This window comes from Polaribacter filamentus (genome assembly GCF_002943715.1).
GTDB lineage: Bacteria > Bacteroidota > Bacteroidia > Flavobacteriales > Flavobacteriaceae > Polaribacter > Polaribacter filamentus.
On record NZ_MQUA01000013.1, the window covers coordinates 1644071 to 1667213 of the forward strand.

Annotated in this window: 19 protein-coding genes; 7 read left to right on the plus strand and 12 right to left on the minus strand. The window is 30.2% G+C overall.

What is annotated here, in order from left to right:
- Positions 1–8 precede the first annotated feature (8 nt).
- The 8 genes from BST83_RS09835 to BST83_RS09870 form a co-directional block, all read right to left on the minus strand.
- Positions 9–422: an OB-fold protein gene (locus BST83_RS09835; RefSeq protein WP_104809634.1), complete on the minus strand. Its 414-nt coding sequence runs from the start codon at positions 420–422 to the stop codon at positions 9–11.
- 4 nt (positions 423–426) lie between these two features.
- Complete coding sequence (locus tag BST83_RS09840) at positions 427–810, minus strand: hypothetical protein (protein WP_104809635.1); 384 nt, start codon at positions 808–810, stop codon at positions 427–429.
- 121 nt (positions 811–931) lie between these two features.
- The gene (locus BST83_RS09845) at positions 932–1168 is read right to left on the minus strand and encodes a LytTR family transcriptional regulator DNA-binding domain-containing protein (RefSeq protein WP_302849484.1); all 237 of its coding nucleotides are present in this window, start codon (positions 1166–1168) and stop codon (positions 932–934) included.
- Between the two features lie 159 nt (positions 1169–1327).
- The gene (locus BST83_RS09850; RefSeq protein ID WP_104809637.1) at positions 1328–1909 is read right to left on the minus strand and encodes a fasciclin domain-containing protein; all 582 of its coding nucleotides are present in this window, start codon (positions 1907–1909) and stop codon (positions 1328–1330) included.
- 197 nt (positions 1910–2106) lie between these two features.
- Entirely contained in the window at positions 2107–4962 is a 2856-nt protein-coding gene (carB, locus tag BST83_RS09855; protein WP_104809638.1) for a carbamoyl-phosphate synthase large subunit, read from the minus strand.
- Between the two features lie 108 nt (positions 4963–5070).
- Positions 5071–5232 (minus strand): 50S ribosomal protein L34, encoded by a 162-nt coding sequence (gene rpmH, locus BST83_RS09860; protein WP_026775082.1) that lies wholly within the window; start codon positions 5230–5232, stop codon positions 5071–5073.
- A gap of 127 nt (positions 5233–5359) precedes the next feature.
- On the minus strand, positions 5360–6013 hold the full coding sequence (locus tag BST83_RS09865; protein ID WP_146092144.1) for a hypothetical protein: 654 nt from the start codon (positions 6011–6013) through the stop codon (positions 5360–5362).
- Between the two features lie 2 nt (positions 6014–6015).
- The gene (locus tag BST83_RS09870; protein ID WP_104809640.1) at positions 6016–6567 is read right to left on the minus strand and encodes an alpha-crystallin domain-containing protein; all 552 of its coding nucleotides are present in this window, start codon (positions 6565–6567) and stop codon (positions 6016–6018) included.
- 107 nt (positions 6568–6674) lie between these two features.
- On the opposite strand from BST83_RS09870, the gene pyrG reads away from it, so the two are divergent.
- Both pyrG and yidC read left to right on the plus strand, forming a co-directional pair.
- On the plus strand, positions 6675–8288 hold the full coding sequence (gene pyrG / locus BST83_RS09875) for a CTP synthase (RefSeq protein WP_104809641.1): 1614 nt from the start codon (positions 6675–6677) through the stop codon (positions 8286–8288).
- Between the two features lie 203 nt (positions 8289–8491).
- A complete protein-coding gene (gene yidC / locus BST83_RS09880) occupies positions 8492–10327 on the plus strand; it encodes a membrane protein insertase YidC (RefSeq protein WP_104809642.1) in 1836 nt (611 codons plus the stop codon).
- Positions 10328–10450: 123 nt separating this feature from the next.
- Here yidC and BST83_RS09885 read toward each other — a convergent pair whose 3' ends face one another.
- From BST83_RS09885 to BST83_RS09900, 4 genes are all read right to left on the minus strand, one after another.
- Positions 10451–10717 (minus strand): GyrI-like domain-containing protein, encoded by a 267-nt coding sequence (locus tag BST83_RS09885; protein WP_104809643.1) that lies wholly within the window; start codon positions 10715–10717, stop codon positions 10451–10453.
- Positions 10718–10873: 156 nt separating this feature from the next.
- On the minus strand, positions 10874–12193 hold the full coding sequence (locus BST83_RS09890) for a sugar MFS transporter (RefSeq protein ID WP_104809644.1): 1320 nt from the start codon (positions 12191–12193) through the stop codon (positions 10874–10876).
- Positions 12194–12195: 2 nt separating this feature from the next.
- On the minus strand, positions 12196–13197 hold the full coding sequence (locus tag BST83_RS09895) for an isoaspartyl peptidase/L-asparaginase family protein (RefSeq protein ID WP_104809645.1): 1002 nt from the start codon (positions 13195–13197) through the stop codon (positions 12196–12198).
- 5 nt (positions 13198–13202) lie between these two features.
- Positions 13203–16136 (minus strand): GH92 family glycosyl hydrolase, encoded by a 2934-nt coding sequence (locus BST83_RS09900; RefSeq protein WP_104809646.1) that lies wholly within the window; start codon positions 16134–16136, stop codon positions 13203–13205.
- Between the two features lie 39 nt (positions 16137–16175).
- On the opposite strand from BST83_RS09900, the gene BST83_RS09905 reads away from it, so the two are divergent.
- The 5 genes from BST83_RS09905 to BST83_RS09925 all read left to right on the plus strand — a co-directional run bounded on the left by BST83_RS09905 (position 16176) and on the right by BST83_RS09925 (position 23040).
- Positions 16176–16430 (plus strand): hypothetical protein, encoded by a 255-nt coding sequence (locus tag BST83_RS09905; RefSeq protein ID WP_104809647.1) that lies wholly within the window; start codon positions 16176–16178, stop codon positions 16428–16430.
- An 87-nt stretch (positions 16431–16517) separates the two neighbouring features.
- Positions 16518–17714 (plus strand): IS4 family transposase, encoded by a 1197-nt coding sequence (locus BST83_RS09910; protein WP_104808119.1) that lies wholly within the window; start codon positions 16518–16520, stop codon positions 17712–17714.
- A 91-nt stretch (positions 17715–17805) separates the two neighbouring features.
- Complete coding sequence (locus BST83_RS09915) at positions 17806–19863, plus strand: beta-N-acetylhexosaminidase (protein WP_104809648.1); 2058 nt, start codon at positions 17806–17808, stop codon at positions 19861–19863.
- The gene (locus tag BST83_RS09920; protein ID WP_104809649.1) at positions 19863–20567 is read left to right on the plus strand and encodes a copper homeostasis protein CutC; all 705 of its coding nucleotides are present in this window, start codon (positions 19863–19865) and stop codon (positions 20565–20567) included. Before BST83_RS09915 ends, BST83_RS09920 begins: the two co-directional genes overlap by 1 nt.
- Complete coding sequence (locus BST83_RS09925; RefSeq protein ID WP_104809650.1) at positions 20560–23040, plus strand: beta-mannosidase; 2481 nt, start codon at positions 20560–20562, stop codon at positions 23038–23040. The genes BST83_RS09920 and BST83_RS09925 overlap by 8 nt, the downstream gene beginning before the upstream one ends.
- Positions 23041–23143 lie beyond the last annotated feature (103 nt).

Genomic DNA, 23143 nt, shown 5'->3' on the forward strand with positions numbered 1-23143 from the left:
TGTTTTTTTTAGTTGATTAGTACACATTTTACCAATACAACATCTAATAGAAATCCTGTACAGATTCCTTTCAAAGCAACTTGTTGTCCCTCTTTTAGCGTATTGACTTTAGTTTTTGATTCCTCAGATAAATAACATAATACATCACCAAAACCATTACCTGCTAAGGCAACAATAACCGTTTCATTTTCCGCTTTTATACTATTAATTATGCCTAAAACTTGCACTATTTTATCTAAATAGGTTGTGTTTGCTAAGGTTTCATCAGAAGAAAAATCGTCAACAATTTTTGCTGCTTCTAAGGTAACATCAGAAGAAGTTTCTCCAACATTTACGTGTGGTTTATTATACATTTTGTAAGCAATAAATCCACCAAGAAAAATCAATATAGATAAAAATAAAATTATTTTTTTCGCTTTCATCTTATTAATTATTTTGAGCTCCGTCATCTACCCAGCTAACAATTGCTTGTATTTGGGCATTTGTTAAAGAACTCCCTTGAGGCATAGATCTACTTGATACTTCACTTTTAACAATTGCGGCACTATTTTTAATGCCGTCATAAGTTCGTAAATCTGGAAAACGACTTCCATTATGACAACTAACGCATCTACTATCTATAATAGGTTTTACGTTCGCAGAAAAAGTTGCTGCTGCGCCAGGAGTACCTTCATTATTGCCATTACCATCATCCTCATTTGAAATTTCTATGGCAATTATATCCTCTTCTGTGTGATATTCACAAGAAAAAAGACAACTAATTAAAGCAAAAATTAAAAATAACTTTAAATTGTTTACATTGATATTCATTTTCAATTGGTTTTTAATTGTTTTACAAAAATAAATAATTTTCACCTTAACAAAATGACTGAAAGGGAAAAAATACATGCTAAAAGGGAAAAATTACCCTTAAGTAAACTAGATTTTCTAGCTATTTTAACCATTGCTTAAAATCTGTAGCCCTGTTTTTACTAATAATAATTTCTACGTCATCTTTTGAAGAAGTTAAAATTTTTAATTGACTATTACCGTATCTAATAATTTTATAAATGGCTATAATACTAATAATAAATTGAAGATTTGCTCGGAAGAATAAGTTGTTTTCTAACTTGCTCATTAAATCATCTAGACTAGTATTTGTGATCGCTTTTTTAGCATCAAAGTTGATAACTGGGTAAAATTAACTGATATTTTACTCTAATTACAAAAGTCATAACCTTTTTCTACCATATGTTTATTTACTAGATCTAGATATTTAAACATGTAACAAATCAAAAAAACCTTCAATTTATTGAAGGTTTTCTTTGATTTAAATTTCTGATACTAATTATTTTGGCATCACAACACTATCAATTGCATGAATTACTCCGTTAGAAGCTGCAACATCTGCAATTACTACTGTAGACATATTTCCTTTTTCATCTTTCAACATTACATTTCCTTCCATTAAAGAAGCTACTAATTTACCACCTTGAACTGTAGTAACAGTAAATGCGCCATTGTTTGCTTTTATTGCTTCTACAACCGCAGCTGCATCAAATTTTCCTGAAACAACGTGGTACGTTAAAATACTTGTTAAGGTTGCTTTATTTTCTGGTTGTAACAAAGTTGCTACTGTACCTTCTGATAATTTAGCAAAAGCAGCATTTGTTGGTGCAAAAACTGTAAATGGACCTGCTGAACTTAATGTTTCTACTAAACCCGCCGCTTTCACTGCTGCAACTAAAGTTGTAAAATTTTCGTTACTAGCAGCAACACCCACAATATTCGGAGTTTGAACTGTTTCTGGAACATCAGTAACCATTGTTACTGTTTCTTCTTTAGCTTCTTCAGTTTTTGATGTTTTACATGACGCAGTTGCAAAGAGTCCGATAATCGCAACAGCCATAAATAAATTTCTTGTTTTCATTTTTTTTTGAATTTGAGTGTTAATATAAAACAAAGATAAAAGTAATGAATCGTTACTCTTTCATACTCTTGTTTAAAGTTTTGTTAAAATTATGAAACAAAATAATAGCGTCTTAAAAAATGATCATCCCTAAAACAAAAAAACATCCAATTCAAAATTGAGAATTGGATGTTTTTAATATGTTAAAATTTTTATTGTTACTTATTCAAATACATTTTACGCCTTGCATATAAGTTGTAAAATTCATCATCTTTTAAACTATCAATAAACAAAATACTTTCTCCAGTAGATTTCATTTCTGGTCCTAATTTCTTATTTACATTATGAAACTTGTTAAAAGAAAAAACTGGTTGTTTAATTGCATACCCTGTTAATTGCGGATTAAAAGTAAAGTCGGCTACTTTATTATGACCCAACATTACTTTCGTTGCATAATTTACATACGGTTCTTTGTATGCTTTTGCGATAAAAGGAACCGTTCTAGAGGCTCTAGGATTTGCTTCAATAATGTATACAAGTTCGTCTTTAATTGCAAATTGAACATTTATCAAACCAACAGTTTTTAATTCTCTTGCAATTGTATGTGTATGATCTTTAATTTGTTGCATTACCAAATCACCTAAATTAAATACGGGTAACATTGCATTCGAATCCCCAGAATGAATTCCGCAAGGTTCTATATGCTCCATAATTCCGATAATGTACACATTACCATCCGCATCACAAATTGCATCTGCTTCTGCTTCTATTGCACCATCTAAATAATGATCTAACAATAATTTATTACCAGGCATTCTCCCTAATAAATCAACCACATGCTCTACCAATTCTTCTTTGTTGATGACAATTTTCATTCCTTGTCCTCCTAAAACATAAGAAGGTCTTACTAAAATTGGGAAATCTAATTCATCTGCTAAAACCAACGCTTCATCAGCCGTTTCTGCAATTCCGAATTCCGGATAAGGAATATTATTATTCTTTAATAAGGTAGAAAAACTTCCTCTATCTTCCGCTAAATCTAGCGCTTCAAAAGAAGTTCCTATGATTTTAATTCCGTATTTTGTTAACTTCTCCGCTAGTTTCAAAGCAGTTTGTCCGCCTAATTGTACAATAACGCCTTCTGGTTTTTCATGACGTATGATGTCATAAATATGTTCCCAAAAAACAGGTTCGAAATATAATTTATCAGCTGTATCAAAATCCGTAGAAACCGTTTCAGGATTGCAGTTAATCATAATCGTTTCGTAACCACATTCTTTCGCGGCTAAAACTCCATGAACACAGCAGTAATCAAACTCAATTCCTTGTCCTATTCTGTTTGGTCCAGAACCTAAAACGATAATTTTCTTTTTAGGCGTTACAATACTTTCGTTTGCTATAATAATTTCTCCGTTTGCTGTTTCAATTTCATTTTCGAACGTTGAATAATAATAAGGTGTTTGCGCTTTAAATTCGGCAGCACAAGTATCTACTAACTTATAAACTCTTTGAACTCTTAGCTCGTCTCTTTTATTATACACCTGACTTTCTAAACAACCCAACATGTGCGCTATTTGTCTATCACCATATCCTTTTTGTTTTGCTTCTAGCAATAAATCTCTAGTAATAGTGCCAATTTTATAGGTAGAAATTTCTTTTTGAAGTTGAAATAACTCTTCATATTGTTTTAAATACCACATGTCAATTTTTGTGATATCATGAATCTTGCTCAACGGAATTCCGATTGCAATAGCATCATAAATAGCAAAAACACGATCCCAACTTGCATTGGTTAATTTTTCTATAATTTGATTGTAATCTGTATACCCTTTGCCATCTGCGCCTAAACCGTTTCTCTTTATCTCTAAAGATTGTGTTGCTTTGTGAAGTGCTTCTTGAAAAGAACGTCCAATTCCCATTACTTCACCAACCGATTTCATTTGCAATCCTAAAGTTCTGTCTGATCCTTCAAATTTATCGAAATTCCAACGCGGAATTTTCACAATCACATAATCTAACGTTGGCTCAAATAAAGCCGAAGTAGATTTAGTAATTTGATTCTGTAATTCATCTAAAGTATAACCAATTGCTAATTTTGTTGCAATTTTTGCAATAGGATACCCTGTTGCTTTACTCGCTAAAGCGGATGAACGCGAAACACGTGGATTAATTTCGATAGCTATAATATCTTCTTTTTCATCCGGTGAAACCGCAAATTGAACGTTACAACCACCTTCAAAATCACCAATAGAACGCATCATATGGATTGCCATATCACGCATTTTCTGGTAGGTTTTATCAGATAATGTCATTGCTGGCGCAACGGTGATAGAATCTCCCGTATGAATACCCATTGGATCCATGTTTTCGATAGAACAAATGATAACTACGTTGTCATTATTGTCTCTCAGCAACTCTAATTCATACTCCTTCCAGCCCATCATTGCTTTATCAATCATCACCTCATGAATTGGTGATGCTTCTAAACCTCTGCTTAATAATTCGTCAAAATCGCTCGGTTTATATACAATTGAAGCTCCTGCACCACCTAAGGTATAAGAGGATCTAATTACTAATGGGAACCCGAATTCTTGTGCTATTTCTTTTCCTTTTAAGAAGGATGTCGCGGTTGCTTGAGGCGCCATTGGCACACCAATTTTTAACATTAATTCTCTAAATTGTTCTCTATCTTCCGTAATATTAATTGCGTCGATATCAACACCTATTAATTTAACATTAAAATCTTTCCAAATTCCTTTTGTATCTGCTTCGATACATAAATTTAGAGCTGTTTGACCACCCATTGTGGGTAAAACTGCATCAATTTGAGGATGTTCTTTTAGAATTTGAATGATTGATTTCGTTGTTAAAGGCAACAAATAAATATGATCTGCCATTGAAGGATCAGTCATAATTGTAGCAGGATTCGAATTAATTAAGATGGTTTCTATTCCGTCTTCTCCTAAAGAGCGTAAAGATTGAGAGCCAGCATAATCAAATTCACATGCTTGCCCAATAACAATTGGTCCAGATCCGATAATTAATACAGAATTGAGGTCTTTTCTTTTTGGCATGATAAATAGTTGTTTTTTATTAGTTTGTGAAAATAATTAGGTATTAGGTATAAAAAAAGGTGTTACTTTAAAAAAGCAACACCTAATATATTAACATTTGTTAATCATTTATTTTTTATGTCTAGTTTCCGAAGAAACAGAAATTTTCTTTCTTCCTTTTGCTCTTCTACGAGCTAATACTTTTCTACCATTAGCAGAAGCCATTCTTTCCATGAAACCATGTTTGTTTCTTCTCTTTCTTTTTGATGGTTGGTACGTTCTTTTTGGCATTATCTGTATTTTTAAATATCTTCTTTATTAATTTTATCGCTTAACTTTTCACGTCGTTAAAAGCGTTTGCAAATATACAATTGTTTTTATTTTTGACAAACAGTATTTGAAAAAAATTAAAATATTTTTACTTTATCTTTTTCAACAGTTTTTTCATCGTTTTTTCCCCTAAAGAATAAGAATCTTTATAGATAGCTTTTGGTTGTAATTTACCTTCCCCTGTAGCCAAATCTCTATTTTCGGAAACTGAAACTTCACCAACACAATTCATTTCTAATAAAACAGTATTACTTTTAATGTCTACTATTTTAATAAAAGACATTGCACCAGATTTAGAATCATTTAACCTTCCTTTGCTATTTCCAGGAAAAGAAACATCTTTTAAATTTTTAAGATATAAAATTTTAGACAAAATTAAATATTTTAAGTCCGTATTTTCTTTTAAAAATAAAATTTCTTCATCGGTAATATTATAACCTGAAATAAAAGGTATAATTAGTTTTCCATTATCATCCTTATAATCTTTCTTTAAAGAAATTTTATTACCTAATTTTTCTTTAAAGAAATCTACTACATAATTTAAGTTAGCATTATTATTAAAATCTGAATCACCAAAACTTGTTGGAAACAGCAAATAACTTTCATTATTATAATCTAATCTTTTATTAAAAGTTAGATAATTGTAGTTATAGTTAGCAGGATTAAAAGTAATTCCTTCCGGAAAAAGTATAGAGCAAGAACTCAGAAACAAACAAATAAATAGTATATAAATTTTTTTCAAAACTAAAAATTATAACCAATTCTTACATGAAGGTCAATTATTATTCCATCTGAATCACTTACAGTGAAGTATTTTTGATTTATAAATGATAAATAACCAATACCTAAACCTAGTTCGTAATTAAAATTTGTTCCTAAATTTCTTCTTATTCCCCATTTTGGAATAATAGCAAAACTATTTTCTGCTCTTTTATTATCATAATTAGAAATTTCGAAAATACTAGATCTAAAATTTGTTTTTAGAGTGAAAAAATTTGCTGAATTATTTTTAATATTTAATTTTTTAGAATCTCTTTTTTTAATATTATAATACCATCTTGGTTCTAAGGTAATTTCTGGTGCCATAAAAAAACCAATACCTTTAACAATTTCAGTGTATAAACCAATTTCCGTTCTTAAAGCAATTTCATCAGACAGTCTTATTTCATTATTTATCCAAACTCCTACCGTTCCTAACTGAAAAGTAACAAAAGATTTTTCTATGTTAACCTCTGAATTTTGAGAATTAGAGACACAAAAAGCAAATAAACACATTAAAACAATATACTTTTTCATTTTTTATTCAAAGATAACAAACAAATAAATAATTTTTTAAATGTTTTCATCTTTTTTATTTGTGATAAAAACGATAGTTAGTACTTTTGCGCAAACCTAAAATAACCATGCACAACACTAAATATGTTTTTGTAACAGGAGGCGTAACATCATCCTTAGGAAAAGGAATTATTGCAGCTTCTTTGGCTAAACTCTTACAAGAAAGAGGTTTTTCTGTAACTATTCAGAAATTAGATCCTTATATTAATATCGATCCAGGTACTTTAAACCCCTATGAGCATGGGGAATGCTATGTTACTGATGATGGTGCAGAAACCGATTTAGACTTAGGTCATTATGAGCGTTTTTTAAACATTCCAACAAGTCAAGCGAACAATGTTACTACAGGAAGAATTTATCAATCTGTAATTAATAAGGAACGAAAAGGAGAATTTTTAGGAAAAACGGTGCAAGTTATTCCGCATATTACCGATGAAATTAAGCACAGAATTCAAATTTTAGGTGAAACTGGCGATTATGATATTGTAATTACAGAAATTGGAGGAACCGTTGGTGATATAGAATCGTTGCCTTATGTAGAATCTGTAAGACAATTACTATGGGAAAAAGGGCATGAAAATGCTATTGTAATTCATTTAACCTTAATACCATATTTAGCTGCTGCTGGTGAGCTAAAAACAAAGCCTACACAACATTCTGTTAAAATGTTAATGCAAAGTGGTGTAAGTCCAGATATATTAGTGTGTAGAACAGAACATCAGATTTCTGAAGATATTAAAAGAAAATTAGCCTTGTTTTGTAATGTAAAACAAGAAGATGTAATTCAATCTATTGATGCAGAAACAATTTATGACGTTCCTAATTTAATGTTGGATGAAGGTTTAGACACCGTTGTTTTAAAGAAATTTAACTTAGCCTCTAAACAAGAACCTAAGTTAACAGTTTGGAATGAATTCTTAAGAAAACATAAAAACCCAAAATATGAAGTAGAAATTGCTTTAATTGGTAAATATATTGAGTTGCAAGATTCTTACAAATCTATTACAGAAGCTTTTATTCATGCAGGTTCATCCCATGAAACAAAAGTAAATGTTAGATGGATACACTCTGAAAGTTTAACTCCCGAAAATTTTGAAGAATTATTAAAAGGCGTAAACGGAGTTTTAGTTGCCCCAGGTTTTGGCGATCGAGGGATCGATGGTAAAATTAAAGCAGTACAATATGCTAGAGAAAATAATATTCCTTTCTTCGGAATTTGTTTAGGAATGCAAATGGCTGTTATTGAATTTGCTAAAAACGTATTAGGTTTAGTGGATGCTTTCTCTACAGAAATGAAGAGCGATTGTGAAAATCCGGTTATCAACTTAATGGAAAGTCAAGAAAATGTAACCGAAAAAGGTGGAACCATGCGTTTAGGTGCTTGGGATTGTAGACTTCTAAAAGATTCAAAAGCATATAACGCTTATCAAACTGAAAATATTAGCGAACGTCACAGGCACAGATATGAGTTTAATAATGAGTATTTAGATCAAATTGAATTGAAAGGTATGAAAGCCACAGGAACAAACCCAAAAACTGGTTTGGTAGAAGTTGTAGAAATACCAAGTCATCCTTGGTTTTTAGGTGTGCAATACCATCCAGAATATAAAAGTACGGTGTTAAAACCACATCCATTATTTGTGGCTTTTATCAAAGCTGCTTTAAAACAATCTAAAATTTAAAGTTCAATAATTGAAGTTTTAAAAAGGGAATACTATTTGAACTATTAAGTTTATCAACAATAACAGTAGTAAAAACAACTAAAAACAATACAGTTTAGCTACATTTGTCGGTTTTTCGTCAAGAATGAAAAAAAAAATAGACAAAATGACATTTTAAATTTACACATGGAACAAAAAAATTCGATTATAATTCTTTTATAGGAATGATTCTTCTTGCAGGAATTATGCTTTGGTATTTTAATACAAATAAGCCAGAAATTGACCCAGAAGAAATTACTACAGAACAAATTATAGATTCTGGTAAAATTGAAACTCAGAAGACAAGTACTAAAACGCCTGTTTTAGAAAATGATTCTTTACAGCAAATCGAATATCAAAATAAATTAGGTGCTTTCGCTTTAAGTGCGATGAATGGTGCTGAAGGAACTTCTGTAATTCAAAATAATTTAGTAAAATTAACCATTGATAATAGAGGTGGACAAATTATTGAGGCCCTAATTAAGAATTATAAAACGCATGATTCTCTTCCTTTATATATGATAAAAGACAACAACTCGTCTTTTAATATTAATTTTGGAACCACAGATAACAGGATTTTAAATACAAAAGAATTATTTTTTGAACCTGTTTTAACTAAAAATGGAGACAATTCAGTTTTGTCTATGAAACTAAAAGTTTCTGAATCTCAATTTTTAGAATATAGATATGAAATGAAACCAAAGAAATATATGGTTGATTTTTCTATCCGTTCTCAAGGATTAAGCAATGTTATTAATTCCGCGAATCCTATTAATTTAGATTGGTCTTTAAAGGGTTTTAGACATGAAAAAAGTATTCGTACAGAAAATACGATGTATACAGAATACTACTACAAGTCAGAAAATGATGTTGATTACTTCAAGGCTGACAAAGAAGACAATGTAAATGATTTAGCTTGGGTTGCTTATAAACAACATTTTTTCACGAGTAATTTATTAACGGATACTCCTTTTAACAGTGCGACCATTAGTGCTACTGACCTAGTAAAAGATGAACAAATTGATACTGTTTTTACTAAAAAATTCGAATTAAAAACACCTTTAGTTTTAACAGCAGGCGAATTAAATTATAATATGAAATGGTTTTACGGACCAAGTGATTATAATTTATTAAAAAAATATGAAGGAACAGATTTAGAGGAAACTGCAGATTTAGGTTGGGGAATTTTTGGTTTCTTAAACAGAACTGTATTTTATCCTGTATTTAACTTCTTACAAGGATATTTATCAAACTTTGGATTAATTATTATTCTGATGACAATTGTTGTTCGATTAATTATGTCTCCTTTGGTCTATAAATCGTATTTATCTAGTGCAAAGATGAAGGTAATTAGACCCGAATTAACAGCATTAAATGAGAAATTTCCCGGAAAAGAAAATGCAATGAAGCGTCAGCAAGAAACCATGGCCATTCAGCGAAAAGCCGGAGTAAGCATGATGTCTGGTTGTATACCCGCCTTGTTACAAATGCCTGTTTTCTTTGCGTTATTTAAGTTCTTTCCTACAAATTTAGCATTGCGACAAGAAAGCTTTTTATGGGCTCCAGATTTATCTTCTTACGATACTATTTTTACGCTACCTTTCACGATTCCTTTTTATGGAAATCACGTAAGTTTATTTCCAATTTTGGCTTCTGTTGCAATTTTCTTTTACATGAAAATGAACCAAAGTCAGCAAGCAAATATGCAAGCGCCAACACAAGAAGGAATGCCAGATATGGGTAAAATGATGAAGTATATGATTTACCTCTCTCCTATTATGATGCTGTTTTTCTTTAACAATTATGCAAGTTCTTTAAGTTTATATTACTTTGTTTCTAACTTATTAACGATTGCAATTATGTTAGTAATTAAACATTATGTAATTGATGAAGATAAAATTCATGCGCAAATTGAAGAGAACAAAAAGCGTCCAGAAAAAGCGAAGAGTAAGTTCCGTCAAAGAATTGATTCAGCTATGAAACAAGCGCAAGAACAACAAGCTCAGCAGAAGAAAAAATAAGCAGTTCGCACAAATGAAAATAAAAAAACCGAAACTTAATTGTTTCGGTTTTTTTTATATTTAATCGGAATCCTTTTTAATCGGAATCCAAAATTCTTCTTCGGAGTCTTTTCTAAAATTACTCTATTTTATACCTATAAGGTCAAAATGCTCTCTATTATCACGTTCATAATTAGAGTTAGGTATCCAATCACTAAAAATAAACTCAAATGTTTTTGAGAACCCACCTGCTTGACCTTTGTGAATAAAAACAGTATATAAACCACCTTTTAAAATATAGGTTTTATAATCTTTAGGAACTTCGTTTGAGTTTAAAAACTCAATTGAAGACCATTTTATAAATTTTATATCATAATTAAAATCTTTAAAGTTTAAAGATGTTTCATACACTTACATTGAAAATAAATCTGAACTTATAGTATTTTTTTAACTTTCATAAAAGTACTCCATATAACTGGTGCAGAATTATAACGTTAAGACATCTTTAAAAACTTACCAACCAGTTTTTTTTTCTGATAGATTTTTTACTCTTGATTATATTATAGTTTAAACTTTTTTTGCTTTATATCTCCCATAAAACAAAATATATCCATAGCAAATAATTGTTAAAACAAAAGCTGTTTTAAAACCAAAATCATCAATTAAGCTTCCAAAAACAAACGGAATAATTGCACCACCAACAATTGCCATACATAATAAACCAGAAGCTTGAGCTTTTAAATCACCAAGTCCTTCTAAACTCAGCGTAAAAATTGTTGGAAACATAATTGAGTTAAACAACCCTACGGCTAAAATAGACCACATAGAAAGTAATCCATCTGTATTAATAGATATTAAAATCATGGCAATTGCCAAACTTGCAAATATTGCTAACACTTTTCCGGGAAAAATTATTTTTGTTAAATAAGCACCAATAAAACGACCAATCATTGCTCCTCCCCAATAAAAAATTACAAAAATTCCTAATAAAGATTTAGGATCAGAACCAGAAAATGTTTTATTAAAGGTATTTGCAATTGTGTTTGCAATTTGCATCATAGTTTCATTTTGAGCAACTACGGTTGCTAAATTCATGTCTGAAAAATAGTTAACCAAGAAACTACCAATTGAAACTTCTGCACCCACATATACAAAGATTCCTATAGCTCCCATTAACATTAACTTATTTTTAAGCAAGGTAAAATAACCTCCTTTTGGACTTTCTTGCATTACTTGTGGTAATTTTATAAAAGCAAAAACGATTGCCAAAACTGCAATTGAAAAGGCAATTAATAAAAACGGCGTTTGCACAGCTGAAGCTTCATTTATATAATAATTTGTCTTTTCGATGTCACTTAGAAAAGAAATTTCTTTGGATGTTTTTACAGAATCACTTAATAAAAATAAGGCACCAATAACAGGCGCAATTGTGGTTCCTAAAGAATTAAATGCTTGTGATAAATTTAAACGACTGCTTGCGCCATCTTCACTCCCCAACAAAGCCACATAAGGATTTGCAGCAACTTGAAGAACAGTAATTCCGCCTGCAAGCGTAAAATATCCTATTAAGAAAACAGAAAAATCTCGATAAGCAGCAGCTGGATAAAATAACAAACAACCTAAAGCCATTGTTAACAATCCTAAAACGATTCCTTTTTTGTAACCTATTTTTGATAAAATATATCCTGATGGTACAGAAAACAGAAAGAATGCCATAAAAAATGCAAACTGAACTAAAACTGTTTTTGCATAAGACATTTCGAAAACATCTTTTAATCTTGGTACTAAACTATCTACCAAAACAGTGATAAATCCCCAAAGGAAAAATAAGGTTGTTAAAAATATAAATGCACTTTTGAAAGACTTGTTAGCTGTTGTTGTTGCCATTTTTATGCTTTAGTAAAATAATCTGATTTGATGTTTTTGTTTTCCCCGTCTTTAAATATATTGTAACTAAACCATTCATGAATAGAATAAGCACCCGTTTCTCCTTGTTTATTTAAGGCAATATAACCTACTTGAAAATTCTTAAAATCCTTACCTGGTTTATTCACAATTCTACTAATTGCTTCTTCGCACGCTTCTTGCGGACTTTTTCCTTGTCGCATTAATTCTACAATTAAAAAACTACCAACTGTCTTTAAAACCTCTTCTCCTAAACCAGTTGCAGATGCACCACCAATCTCATTATCAACAAACAAACCACCACCAATAATTGGCGAATCTCCAACTCTACCAGCCATTTTATAAGCCAATCCGCTTGTGGTGCAAGCGCCAGAAATATTTCCTTTTTTATCAATAGCTAACATACCAATAGTATCGTGATTTTCTATATTGATAATTGGTTTGTATTCTGATGTTTCTTTCCATTTTTCCCATGCTTTTCTAGAGGATTCAGTTAATAAATCTTCTTTTTCAAATCCTTTTTCATAAGCAAACTTTTCTGCTCCATCACCAATTAAAATAACATGAGGCGTTTCTTCCATAACTTTTCTTGCCAAAGAAATAACATGTGTAATATTTTTTACACCTAAAACTGCTCCATAATCGCCTTTATCATTCATAATACAAGCGTCTAATGTTACATCTCCATCTCTATCTGGCAAACCTCCTTTACCAACAGTTTGATTTTTTTCATTCGCTTCTTCAATTCTACAACCTTGCTCTACAGCATCTAAAGCAGAACCTCCATTTTGTAGAACTTTTGCAGCTGTTTCAACTGCCAAAGAAGTATTCCAAGTTGCAATAACTAATGGTTTAACTGGATTCAAATTTGAAACTAAAATTTCTTTTTTGTCTAATTTTTCATCATAACTTATAAATGATGATGAAATGGCAACCAATCCTAAACCTGTTGCCGATGCTTTTTTTATGAAGTTTCGTCTTTTCATTTCTATTAATTTATTTGAATTTCATCTACAAATAACCAACTTCTACCATCATCTTTTGCTCCTAAATGCCAGGTTGGAAGTTTGCCTAATTTCTTTGCTATTACTTTTATATATCTTACTTCTCCTAACTTTGATACATGAACTGTTTCTATTTTTACTTCATCAGTATTTTCGCTGTTTTTAAAGCTCCAATTTGTTTCTAATTCATAATTAACTCCATCTTTAGATTTGTAAATCTCAACCTCTTTTGGTAAAAATATCCAACTTTTTTGATCTTTTAAAAAAGATACTTTTACATTTTTAATAGGTTTTACTTTTCCTAAATCTACAATTGCCACTAAATCTGAATCAAAATATCCTTGCCAAGTTCCGGTTCTAAAATCTTCTGCACCCACAATTCCATCAATTAAAGCATTTTGTCCTCCAGCATTATATTGGTTAGCATATTCAGTTTTTAAATCGATTTTGATATTTGGATCAATTTTATAAAAATCAGTTAAAATTACTGCACTTTTCACCTCATTCTTTTGTGCATAAACCGCAAGATTGATATGCTTATCTAATACAAAAGGTTTATCAAATTTTTTAAATCCGCCTTTATAACCTAGTCTATAATAAATAACAGCCTCGCTATCTACATTTTTTAAAGTAATTTCTGTACTTCCTTTAAAAGCAATTTCTCCTTTGGCGATAAAAGGTGCTGCAACAATTAAATGTTCATCAATTGTTGTTGAAGGAATAAATTCATCTTTTGTTCCCCAAGTTGATGGTTTATTTGTCATTTCGAAAACGAGACTTCCACCATTTATAATATCAGAATGATTGATGTAAGAAAACTCGTAATTATTACCATTTAATTTTATAGATTTTATATATTTATTTTCTGATGAATTATTTTTTGCTTCAATAGTAAATGCTTTTCCATTTTCTAAACTAATAGTTGCTTTTTCAAAAAGCGGACTTCCAATAATATATTGATTTGAACCGGGCGTAACAGGATAAAATCCTAAAGAAGAAAAAATATACCAAGCACTCATTTGTCCACAATCTTCGTTTCCGGAAATTCCATCTGGAGTATTTGTGTACAATCCTCTTAAAATCTGACGAACTTTTTCTTGAGTTTTAAAAGGTTTATTTATAAAATTATACAAATATGCCATGTGATGACTTGGTTCATTACCATGCGCATATTGCCCAATTAAACCTGTAATATCAACTTGATGACTACCAGAAGTTTTATCTTCTGCCGTAAATAATTTATCCAATTGATTTTCTAATTGTTGCTTTCCTCCTAGTAATTTTATAAATCCAGAAATATCTTGCGGAACATAAAAACTGTATTGCCAAGAATTAGCTTCTGTATAATTGAAATTTACTTCATAAGGATCAAAAGGAGAAAACCAAGTATTTCTAAAACGTCCTCGCATAAATTGAGTTGATGGATCAAAAACATTCTTATAATATTGCGCTCTTTCTGAATAGGTTTTATAGTCATTTTCTTTTCCTAAAGATTTTGCCATTTGTGCAATTGACCAATCATCATAAGCATATTCTAAAGTTTTAGAAACAGATTCACTTTCCTTTTCAACAGAAATAAATCCAAAGTTTTTATAGGAATCTAAACCTAATTTATCTCTAGTTGCAGAATATTTCATCGCTATAAAAGCTTTCTCAACATCATAATTTCTGATCCCTTTTAAATAAGCATCTGCAATTACCGGTACTGCATGGTAACCAATCATACAACCTGTATAATTTGCCGCTAAATCCCAAATTGGTAGTTTGCCACCTTCATCATATTTAGCTAAAAAAGTATGGATGAAATCATTCGTTTTTTCTTGTTCAATAATTGTGTATAAAGGATGTGCAGCTCTGTAAGTGTCCCATAATGAGAATACTGTATAATAATCAAAACCAACAGATTTGTGAATCTCGTTATCCATTCCTCTATATCTTCCATCTACATCTTGATACAAATTTGGGGCAATGGAAACGTGATACATAGAAGTATAAAAATTTATTTTATTATCTTTATTTTTATCTTCAACCACAATTTTTTCTAATTGTTTTTCCCAAAAGTCCTGAGCAGTTTTTTTTACTTCTTCAAAAGTTTGATTCCCTATTTCTCCTTTTAAATTCTTTTTTGCGCCTTCAATATCAACAGCAGAAATCCCTATTTTAATAATTATTGCTTCGTTATTAGGGTTGATAAACTTCAATGCTATTTTTTGTGCGCCTCGCATTCCTTCTTTTTCTGGTGATTGTAAAACATCAGAAAATGGATGCGATGTTGTTATACTAAAAAATAAACGTTGGTCTTTTGCCCAAGCTTCAGAAAAACGAAATCCAGATAGTTCTGTATCAGAAATTCTATTAATTTTTGCATCTAAAACTTTATCCCGATGCAACAAGTCTAAAATTACAAATTGATTCTCTGATGAAGGAAAACTATATTTATGGACTCCACTTCTTTTAGAAACGGTTAACTCCACATCAATATTTGTATCCTCTAAATGCACTTTATAAAAACCAGGTTCTGCTACTTCTTTGTTATGAGAAAACTTTGATTTATAACCTTCTTTTCCATCAGCTCCATTATTAAAAACTTGCTTATTTGTTGGCATTAATAAAATATCTCCATAATCAGAAACTCCTGTTCCGCTTAAATGTGTGTGTGAAAATCCATAAATTTCATCATCAGAATAATGATAACCAGAACAGCCGTCCCAACCATCTAAACGAGTATCTGGTGAGAGTTGCATCATTCCAAAAGGCATTGTTGCTCCAGGATATGTATGACCATGTCCACCAGTTCCAATAAACGGATTTACATAAGAAATTAGACTTTCATCACTTTTTGTAGTAATAATTTCAGAATTTACATCACAAGAAATCATTGCGAATGCGACAATAAAAAAAGAGAATAATTGGAGTTTCATCAAAATAGAATCTTAAATTCGTCTCAAATATAACAGAAAATGAAATTTCAGCATTATTTATTCATTATTTTTATTATTATTTTCTTCGGATGTAACAATAAACCTGCAAAACCAATTGAGCCAAACATTATTCCGAAACCTCTTTTTCAAAAAATTGAAAAAGGAGTTTTTATTTTGGATGAAAATACCTCTATAGATTCTTATGGTGATTTTCAAAATGTAGCTAATTTCTTGAAATCATATTTTTCAGAAACATATAATTTTAAATTACCTTCAAATAAAAGTAATCATTAGTGTCCGATAAATAATTTTAAAAGCAGGATTTCCATAGTTGGATTTCCTGCTTTATTTATATCTTGATTTTTACCACAAAATTGAGATATGAACAAAAGTACACACTTTAGCGGAACACCAATAATTAAACAGATTTTAAAATATATACCACAAGCAGATATTACTCGGACAGCCAAAATCTATAACAGTGACCGCTACTACAAAAAGTTTAAAACCTACGACCATTTAGTCACGATGCTTTATGCCACAATGAGTGGAGTTTCCTCACTTAGAGAGTTGTCGACCGTTTTATTAGCTTGTGAAGGGCGTATCAGCCATTTAAATCTAAAACATTTCCCTAAGCGAAGTACATTGTCAGATGCTAACAAGAAAAGAACCAGTGAAGTCTTTGGAGCAATTTATTCAAAATTATACAAACGCTACGCTCCATTTTTATCGGACAGCAGTCCATTAAAATCTCCTGTAAAGAATTTAAAAATTGTAGATTCTACCACAATCAGCCTATTTAGTGATATTTTAAAAGGAGTTGGTCGTAATCCTATTACAGGTAAGAAAAAAGGAGGTATAAAGATGCACACAATGATAAATGCTTTGGAAGATGTACCTTGTCTGATACGTTTTAGCAGTGCTGCTACTCACGACCACACTTTTTTAAAAGAGTTAAATTTAGAGAAAGATTCTTTTGTCGTTTTTGATAAAGCATACAATGATTATCTCCAATATTTAGAGTGGACTTTAAATGATATTTACTTTGTAACTCGCCAAAAAGACAATGCTGTCTATAAAAGCATTAAAGAATTTGATTTAGCAGACAAAACAAGTGATGCAATACTAAAAGATGAACTTATATTGATAGAAAAAGACGATAAATCTATTCAAATAAGAAGAGTTGCTTATTGGGATGCTACAAAAGAAAAGGTATATGAGTTTATCACCAATAATGCAGAAATATCTCCAGACCAAGTAGCAGATATATACAAACACAGATGGCAGATTGAAACGATGTTTAAAAGACTCAAGCAGAACTTTCCCCTTAAATATTTTCTTGGAGATAATCAAAATGCAATAGAGATTCAGATATGGTCAGCATTAATCATTCAACTCATCATGCTTGTGATACAAAGAAAAATCAAACGAAAATGGGCATATTCAAATATGGTTTCTGTGATGAGATTTCATCTGATGACCTACATTGATCTGTTTAAATTTCTCGAAAACCCAAACAAACAATGGTGGGAACTCACATCAAAACCTCCAGATATACAACTGCAACTTTTTAAATAGACACCTTGCTAACTCAAAAAGAAAAATATAGAACGTGTTTACTGGGCTCAAAAATGGGTTTAATTAAAATTTGTAGTTTTATCGGACACTAATGAAAAGTAATAACCAAATTTTATTTATTAATGATTCTTCCATTAAAAATGATGAAGGTTATCAGCTCAAAATAACAGAAAAAAACATCTCCATTTCATCAAAAACACCAAAAGGAGCTTTCTATGCAGTTCAAAGTTTAACACAATTATTACCAATTAAAACAGATTCAAAAGAAATTGCAATTCAATGTTTAGAAATTAAAGACGAACCACAATTTGTTTATAGAGGAATGCATTTAGATGTTGCACGTCATTTTTTCTCTGTGGATTTTATCAAGAAATACATAAATTTAATGTCGATGTTAAAAATGAATACTTTTCATTGGCATTTAACAGAAGATCAAGGTTGGCGAATTGAGATTAAAAAATATCCAAAACTACAAGAAATTGCAGCTTTTAGAAATGAAACATTAATTGGTCATTATAATGATCAACCTCAAAAATTTGACGGGAAAAAATATGGGGGTTTTTACACACAAGAAGAAATTAAAGAAATTGTAAAATATGCTTCAGAAAGACAAATAACTATAATTCCAGAAATTGAAATGCCAGGACATTCTCAAGCTGCAATTGCGGCGTATCCAGAATTAGGTTGCACAGGAGAGCAAATTGAAGTAGCTACAAAATGGGGTGTTTTCGAAGATATTTATTGCACAAAAGAAGAAACTTTTAAATTTTTAGAAGATGTAATTGATGAAGTAGTTCCACTTTTTCCAGGAAAATATATTCACATTGGTGGAGATGAAGCTCCAAAAATTCATTGGAAAAATTGTAAAAACTGTCAGAAACTCATCAAAAAAGAAGGCTTAAAAGATGAGCATGAATTGCAAAATTATTTCATTACAAGAATGGAAAAATATATCAATTCAAAAGGAAAACAAATAATTGGTTGGGACGAAATTTTAGAAGGTGGTTTAGCGCCAAATGCAACTGTGATGTCTTGGAGAGGAACTAATGGCGCAGTTGAAGCTGCAAAACAAAAACATCCCGTAATTTTAACACCTCAATCTCATTGTTATTTTGATCATTACCAATCTGAAAACGAAAATGAGCCTTTGGCAATTGGTGGATTTTTACCTTTAGAAAAAGTGTATCTCTTTAATCCAATTCCTAAAGAACTCACTAAAGAAGAAGCAAGATATGTTTTGGGAGCACAAGGAAATGTTTGGACAGAATATTTATCCACTCCAAAAAAAGTAGAATATATGGTTTTCCCAAGAGCAATTGCATTGAGTGAAGCTGTTTGGAGTTCATCTGTACATAAAAATTATGATGATTTTATAAATAGATTAGAGGTTTTCAACAAAAGATTAGATGCTATGAATGTTAATTATGCCAATCATTTGTATGAAGTAAATGGTGAGTTATTAAATGATAATGGAAAATTGAGTTATAGATTAGAAACTATAACAAATAAGAAAATAGTGTATACTTTAGACGGAAAAGAGCCCGTTAATTTATTATATCAAGAATATGACGAACCAATTAAAATTGACACATCAACAACCATTAAAGCTGTAGTTTTTAATACTGATGGAAAACAATTAGGAACTATTTTTGAACAAAGGATAAACTTACACAAAGCAGTTGGTAAACAAATTTCATTAAATATTTTGCCAAATGAAGCTTATAATTCTGGTGGTAAACAAGCTTTAATAAACGGAGTTTCTGGCAATAACAGACGTTATGGAGATAAAGAATGGTTAGGTTTTTCTGGTGATGATGTTGAAATAATAATAGCGTTTGATACCCCTACAGAAATAAATAAGATGTCAACAAGGTTTTACAATGGAAATGGGCAATGGATTTATGCGCCAAAAGAAATTAATATACAATTAGATTTAGAGAACGGTAAAATAGCTTTTTTTAAAAATAAATTAACCAAGAATGATTCAATATTAGTAAATTTCAGTTTTATTTTCACTAAATTAAATCCAAAGAAAGAAAAAATAAATTCTATAAAATTAACCATTCCAAATTACGGAATTATCCCAGAAGGAAAACAAGGCGCAGGACATAAAGCTTGGACTTTTATTGATGAAATAATTATAGAATAATGAAATTAGAAATTTGCGCAAACTCTTATCAATCTGCAATTAATGCACAAAAAGCTGGTGCAGACAGAATAGAAATCTGTTCTGAACTTTCAGTTGGTGGAATTACACCTAGTTATGGATTATTAAAAAAAATATCTCAAGAAATTAAAATTCCTGTAAACGTATTGATTAGACCAAGAAGTGGTGATTTTTGTTATTCTGATGATGAATTTGAAATCATGAAAAAAAACATTAAACTATGTAAAAAATTTGGCTTTAATGGTATTGTTTCTGGTGTATTAAATGCTGATAATTCAATTGATATTCAAAGAACAAAAGAGTTAATTACTCTTTCAAATCCTTTATCTTTCACCTTTCATAGAGCTTTTGATTGTGTTTTAAATCCTGAAAAATCTTTAGAAATTTTAATTGAAATTGGTGTGGATAGAATTTTAACTTCCGGTTTAGAAGAAAAAGCCAAAGACGGAATTGAACTCCTTAAAAGATTGCAGAAAATTGCTGAAAATAAACTGATAATTTTAGCAGGAAGTGGTATTAATTCTAAAAACGCATTCCATTTTAAAGAAGCAGGTTTTAAAGAAATTCATACTTCAGCATCAAAAATAATACAAATAGAAAAAAGTACTTTCTTTGGTGCGAATGTTCAAACAATTTCTGATATTTCAAAAATCAAAGGAATTTTAAAAGTGATAAAAAATGCGTAAAACTTTAATGCTATTAAGTTTGATTTTAATCTGGAACTGTAAATCAAAAAAAGACATGCCTATACATATTTCTGTTTCTGAAAACTGGCAATTTAAAGGAACTGACACGTTAGATTGGAAATCTGCTTCTGTTCCTGGAAATGTAATGACTGACTTATTAGATCATAAAATTATTGAAGATCCATTTATTCAAACCAATGAAGAAAAAGCACAATGGATTGCTACTAAAAATTGGGAATATAAAACTACTTTTTCTTTAAATGATAGCATTTTAAAAAAAGAAAACATCCATTTAAACTTTGAAGGTTTAGATACATATGCCACCATTTTCTTGAATGATTCTTTAATCGGTCAAAGTAATAATGCTTTTAAAACCTTCGCTTTTGATATAAAGAAGCTTATAAAAGAAGAGAATGAACTCTATATTTATTTTACAAAAACCGATGAAAAAGAAGAAGTTGCTGAAAGAAAAAATCCATATAAATTAACAGAAGGAAGAAGAATTTTCACAAGAAAAGCTCAGTTTCAATATGGTTGGGATTGGGGACCAAAACTAAATACATCCGGCATTTGGAAAGACGTTTCTATTAAAGCTTGGAATGATTTTAAAATTGATGATATTTTTATTCGTCAAGAAAAACTGACTTCTAAAAAAGTAAACCTTGTTGCCGAAATAATTATTGAATGCGATTTAGATTTAGAACCTGATGAAACAGTTCAATCAGAAATTAAAATAATTATTAATGAAAAAGAAACCATCCGAGAAATTGAGCTCAGCAAAGGAATTCATACGTATAAAATTCCTTTAGAAATTAAAAATCCGAAGTTGTGGTGGACGCATAATTTAGGAAATCCATATTTGTATAATTTCAATTTTCAACTTATTTCTGATGGTCAAATAAAGGATGAGAAAATTATAAAAAAAGGGATAAGAACTATAAAATTAATCAGCAAAAAAGATAGTATTGGTCAATCATTTTATTTTGAGTTAAACGGAAAAGCTTTGTATGCAAAAGGTTCAAATTACATTCCGCAAAACAGTTTTCAGAATAAAGTTACCAATGAACATTATGAAAAATTATTATCTGATGTTGCAGACTCTAACATGAATATGTTACGTGTTTGGGGTGGAGGAATTTATGAAAATGATGTTTTTTATGACATCTGTGATGAAAAAGGGATTTTAGTTTGGCAAGATTTTATGTTTGCTTGCGCAATGTATCCTGGAGATAAAGCCTTTTTAGAAAATATAAAAGAAGAAGCTGAGCAGCAAGTAAAAAGATTAAGAAACCATGCTTCAATTGCTTTATGGTGTGGAAATAACGAAAACTCTGAAGCTTGGGATCGCTGGGGATGGCAAGAAAATAGAACAAATCAAGAGAAAAAAGAAATTTGGGATGATTATTTAGTTGTCTTTGATACCATTTTACCGAAAATAGTTGCCAAATTTAGCGAAACAGATTATTGGGAAACTTCACCAAAATACGGAAGAGGAAATCCTTTATATGAATTTGAAGGTGACGCCCATGATTGGTGGGTTTGGCATGATGAATATCATTTTGAATATTTAGAAAAGAGAGTTCCTAGATTTATGAGCGAGTTTGGGTTTCAATCTTTTCCTAGTTTTGAAACTTTAAAATATATCAATCAAAATGATACTATTAACTTAAATACTGATGCTATAAAAGCGCATCAAAAACATGTTAAAGGTTTTAGATTAATTGATGAATATATGATACGTGACTATAAAAAACCAATAAATGATGAAGATTACGCCTATGTAAGTCAGTTGTTACAAGCCAAAGGAATTATAATGGGAATTGAAGCGCACAGAAGAGCCAAACCTAAAAACATGGGTACTTTATATTGGCAATTAAACGATTGTTGGCCAGCAATTTCTTGGTCTAGCATTGACTATTTTGGAAATTGGAAAGCATTGCAATACAAAGCAAAAAAGTCTTTTGAAAACATTTTAATTTCTTCGATTAGAGAAAAAAATAATGTAAAAACTTTTATTATAAATGACACTTTTGATACTATTAAAGGAAATTTAAAAATAAAAGTAATTGATTTTTATGGCAAAGAAATAAAATCTGATTCTTTGAAAATTGAGGTTTTAGAAAATAGCAGTAAAGAATTTTACAGCTTTTCTATGAAAAATATGGATAAAAAAGCGGCTGTTTTAGTAACAGAATTTAACAATCAAAAATCGTATTTCTACTTTGTAAAACCAAAAGAACTAATCCTAGCAAAAGGTGAAATCGCTAAAGAAATAATTAGACTAAAAAACGGGTTTTCAATTACTTTAAAAAGTGCTGTTTTACAAAAAGATGTGTTTTTATTTACAAATGAAAAAGGGCATTTTTCTGATAACTTTTTTGATTTATTACCAAATGAGACCAGAACAATTTATTTTAAAACAAGTGCTACTTCTTTGGATGATTTAAAACTAAAAACATTGAATGAAATTTAAAAGAATGTCGTTTGTTCGAGTAATGTCTTTTTGGAAAGGATGGTCACAAAAACCTATACATAAACATCTCGATATAATTCTGGTCAAAAATCAGAATCACTCG

What these genes read in the sequence shown, in the direction of transcription:
- BST83_RS09835 (WP_104809634.1), bottom strand. Translation starts at nt 422, where the DNA reads ATGAAAGCGAAAAAAATAATTTTATTTTTATCTATATTGATTTTTCTT.
- BST83_RS09840 (WP_104809635.1), bottom strand. Translation starts at nt 810, where the DNA reads ATGAATATCAATGTAAACAATTTAAAGTTATTTTTAATTTTTGCTTTA.
- BST83_RS09850 (WP_104809637.1), bottom strand. Translation starts at nt 1,909, where the DNA reads ATGAAAACAAGAAATTTATTTATGGCTGTTGCGATTATCGGACTCTTT.
- carB (WP_104809638.1), bottom strand. Translation starts at nt 4,962, where the DNA reads ATGCCAAAAAGAAAAGACCTCAATTCTGTATTAATTATCGGATCTGGA.
- rpmH (WP_026775082.1), bottom strand. Translation starts at nt 5,232, where the DNA reads ATGCCAAAAAGAACGTACCAACCATCAAAAAGAAAGAGAAGAAACAAA.
- BST83_RS09870 (WP_104809640.1), bottom strand. Translation starts at nt 6,567, where the DNA reads ATGAAAAAGTATATTGTTTTAATGTGTTTATTTGCTTTTTGTGTCTCT.
- pyrG (WP_104809641.1), top strand. Translation starts at nt 6,675, where the DNA reads ATGCACAACACTAAATATGTTTTTGTAACAGGAGGCGTAACATCATCC.
- yidC (WP_104809642.1), top strand. Translation starts at nt 8,492, where the DNA reads ATGATTCTTCTTGCAGGAATTATGCTTTGGTATTTTAATACAAATAAG.
- BST83_RS09890 (WP_104809644.1), bottom strand. Translation starts at nt 12,193, where the DNA reads ATGGCAACAACAACAGCTAACAAGTCTTTCAAAAGTGCATTTATATTT.
- BST83_RS09895 (WP_104809645.1), bottom strand. Translation starts at nt 13,197, where the DNA reads ATGAAAAGACGAAACTTCATAAAAAAAGCATCGGCAACAGGTTTAGGA.
- BST83_RS09900 (WP_104809646.1), bottom strand. Translation starts at nt 16,136, where the DNA reads ATGAAACTCCAATTATTCTCTTTTTTTATTGTCGCATTCGCAATGATT.
- BST83_RS09905 (WP_104809647.1), top strand. Translation starts at nt 16,176, where the DNA reads ATGAAATTTCAGCATTATTTATTCATTATTTTTATTATTATTTTCTTC.
- BST83_RS09910 (WP_104808119.1), top strand. Translation starts at nt 16,518, where the DNA reads ATGAACAAAAGTACACACTTTAGCGGAACACCAATAATTAAACAGATT.
- BST83_RS09915 (WP_104809648.1), top strand. Translation starts at nt 17,806, where the DNA reads ATGAAAAGTAATAACCAAATTTTATTTATTAATGATTCTTCCATTAAA.
- BST83_RS09920 (WP_104809649.1), top strand. Translation starts at nt 19,863, where the DNA reads ATGAAATTAGAAATTTGCGCAAACTCTTATCAATCTGCAATTAATGCA.
- BST83_RS09925 (WP_104809650.1), top strand. Translation starts at nt 20,560, where the DNA reads ATGCGTAAAACTTTAATGCTATTAAGTTTGATTTTAATCTGGAACTGT.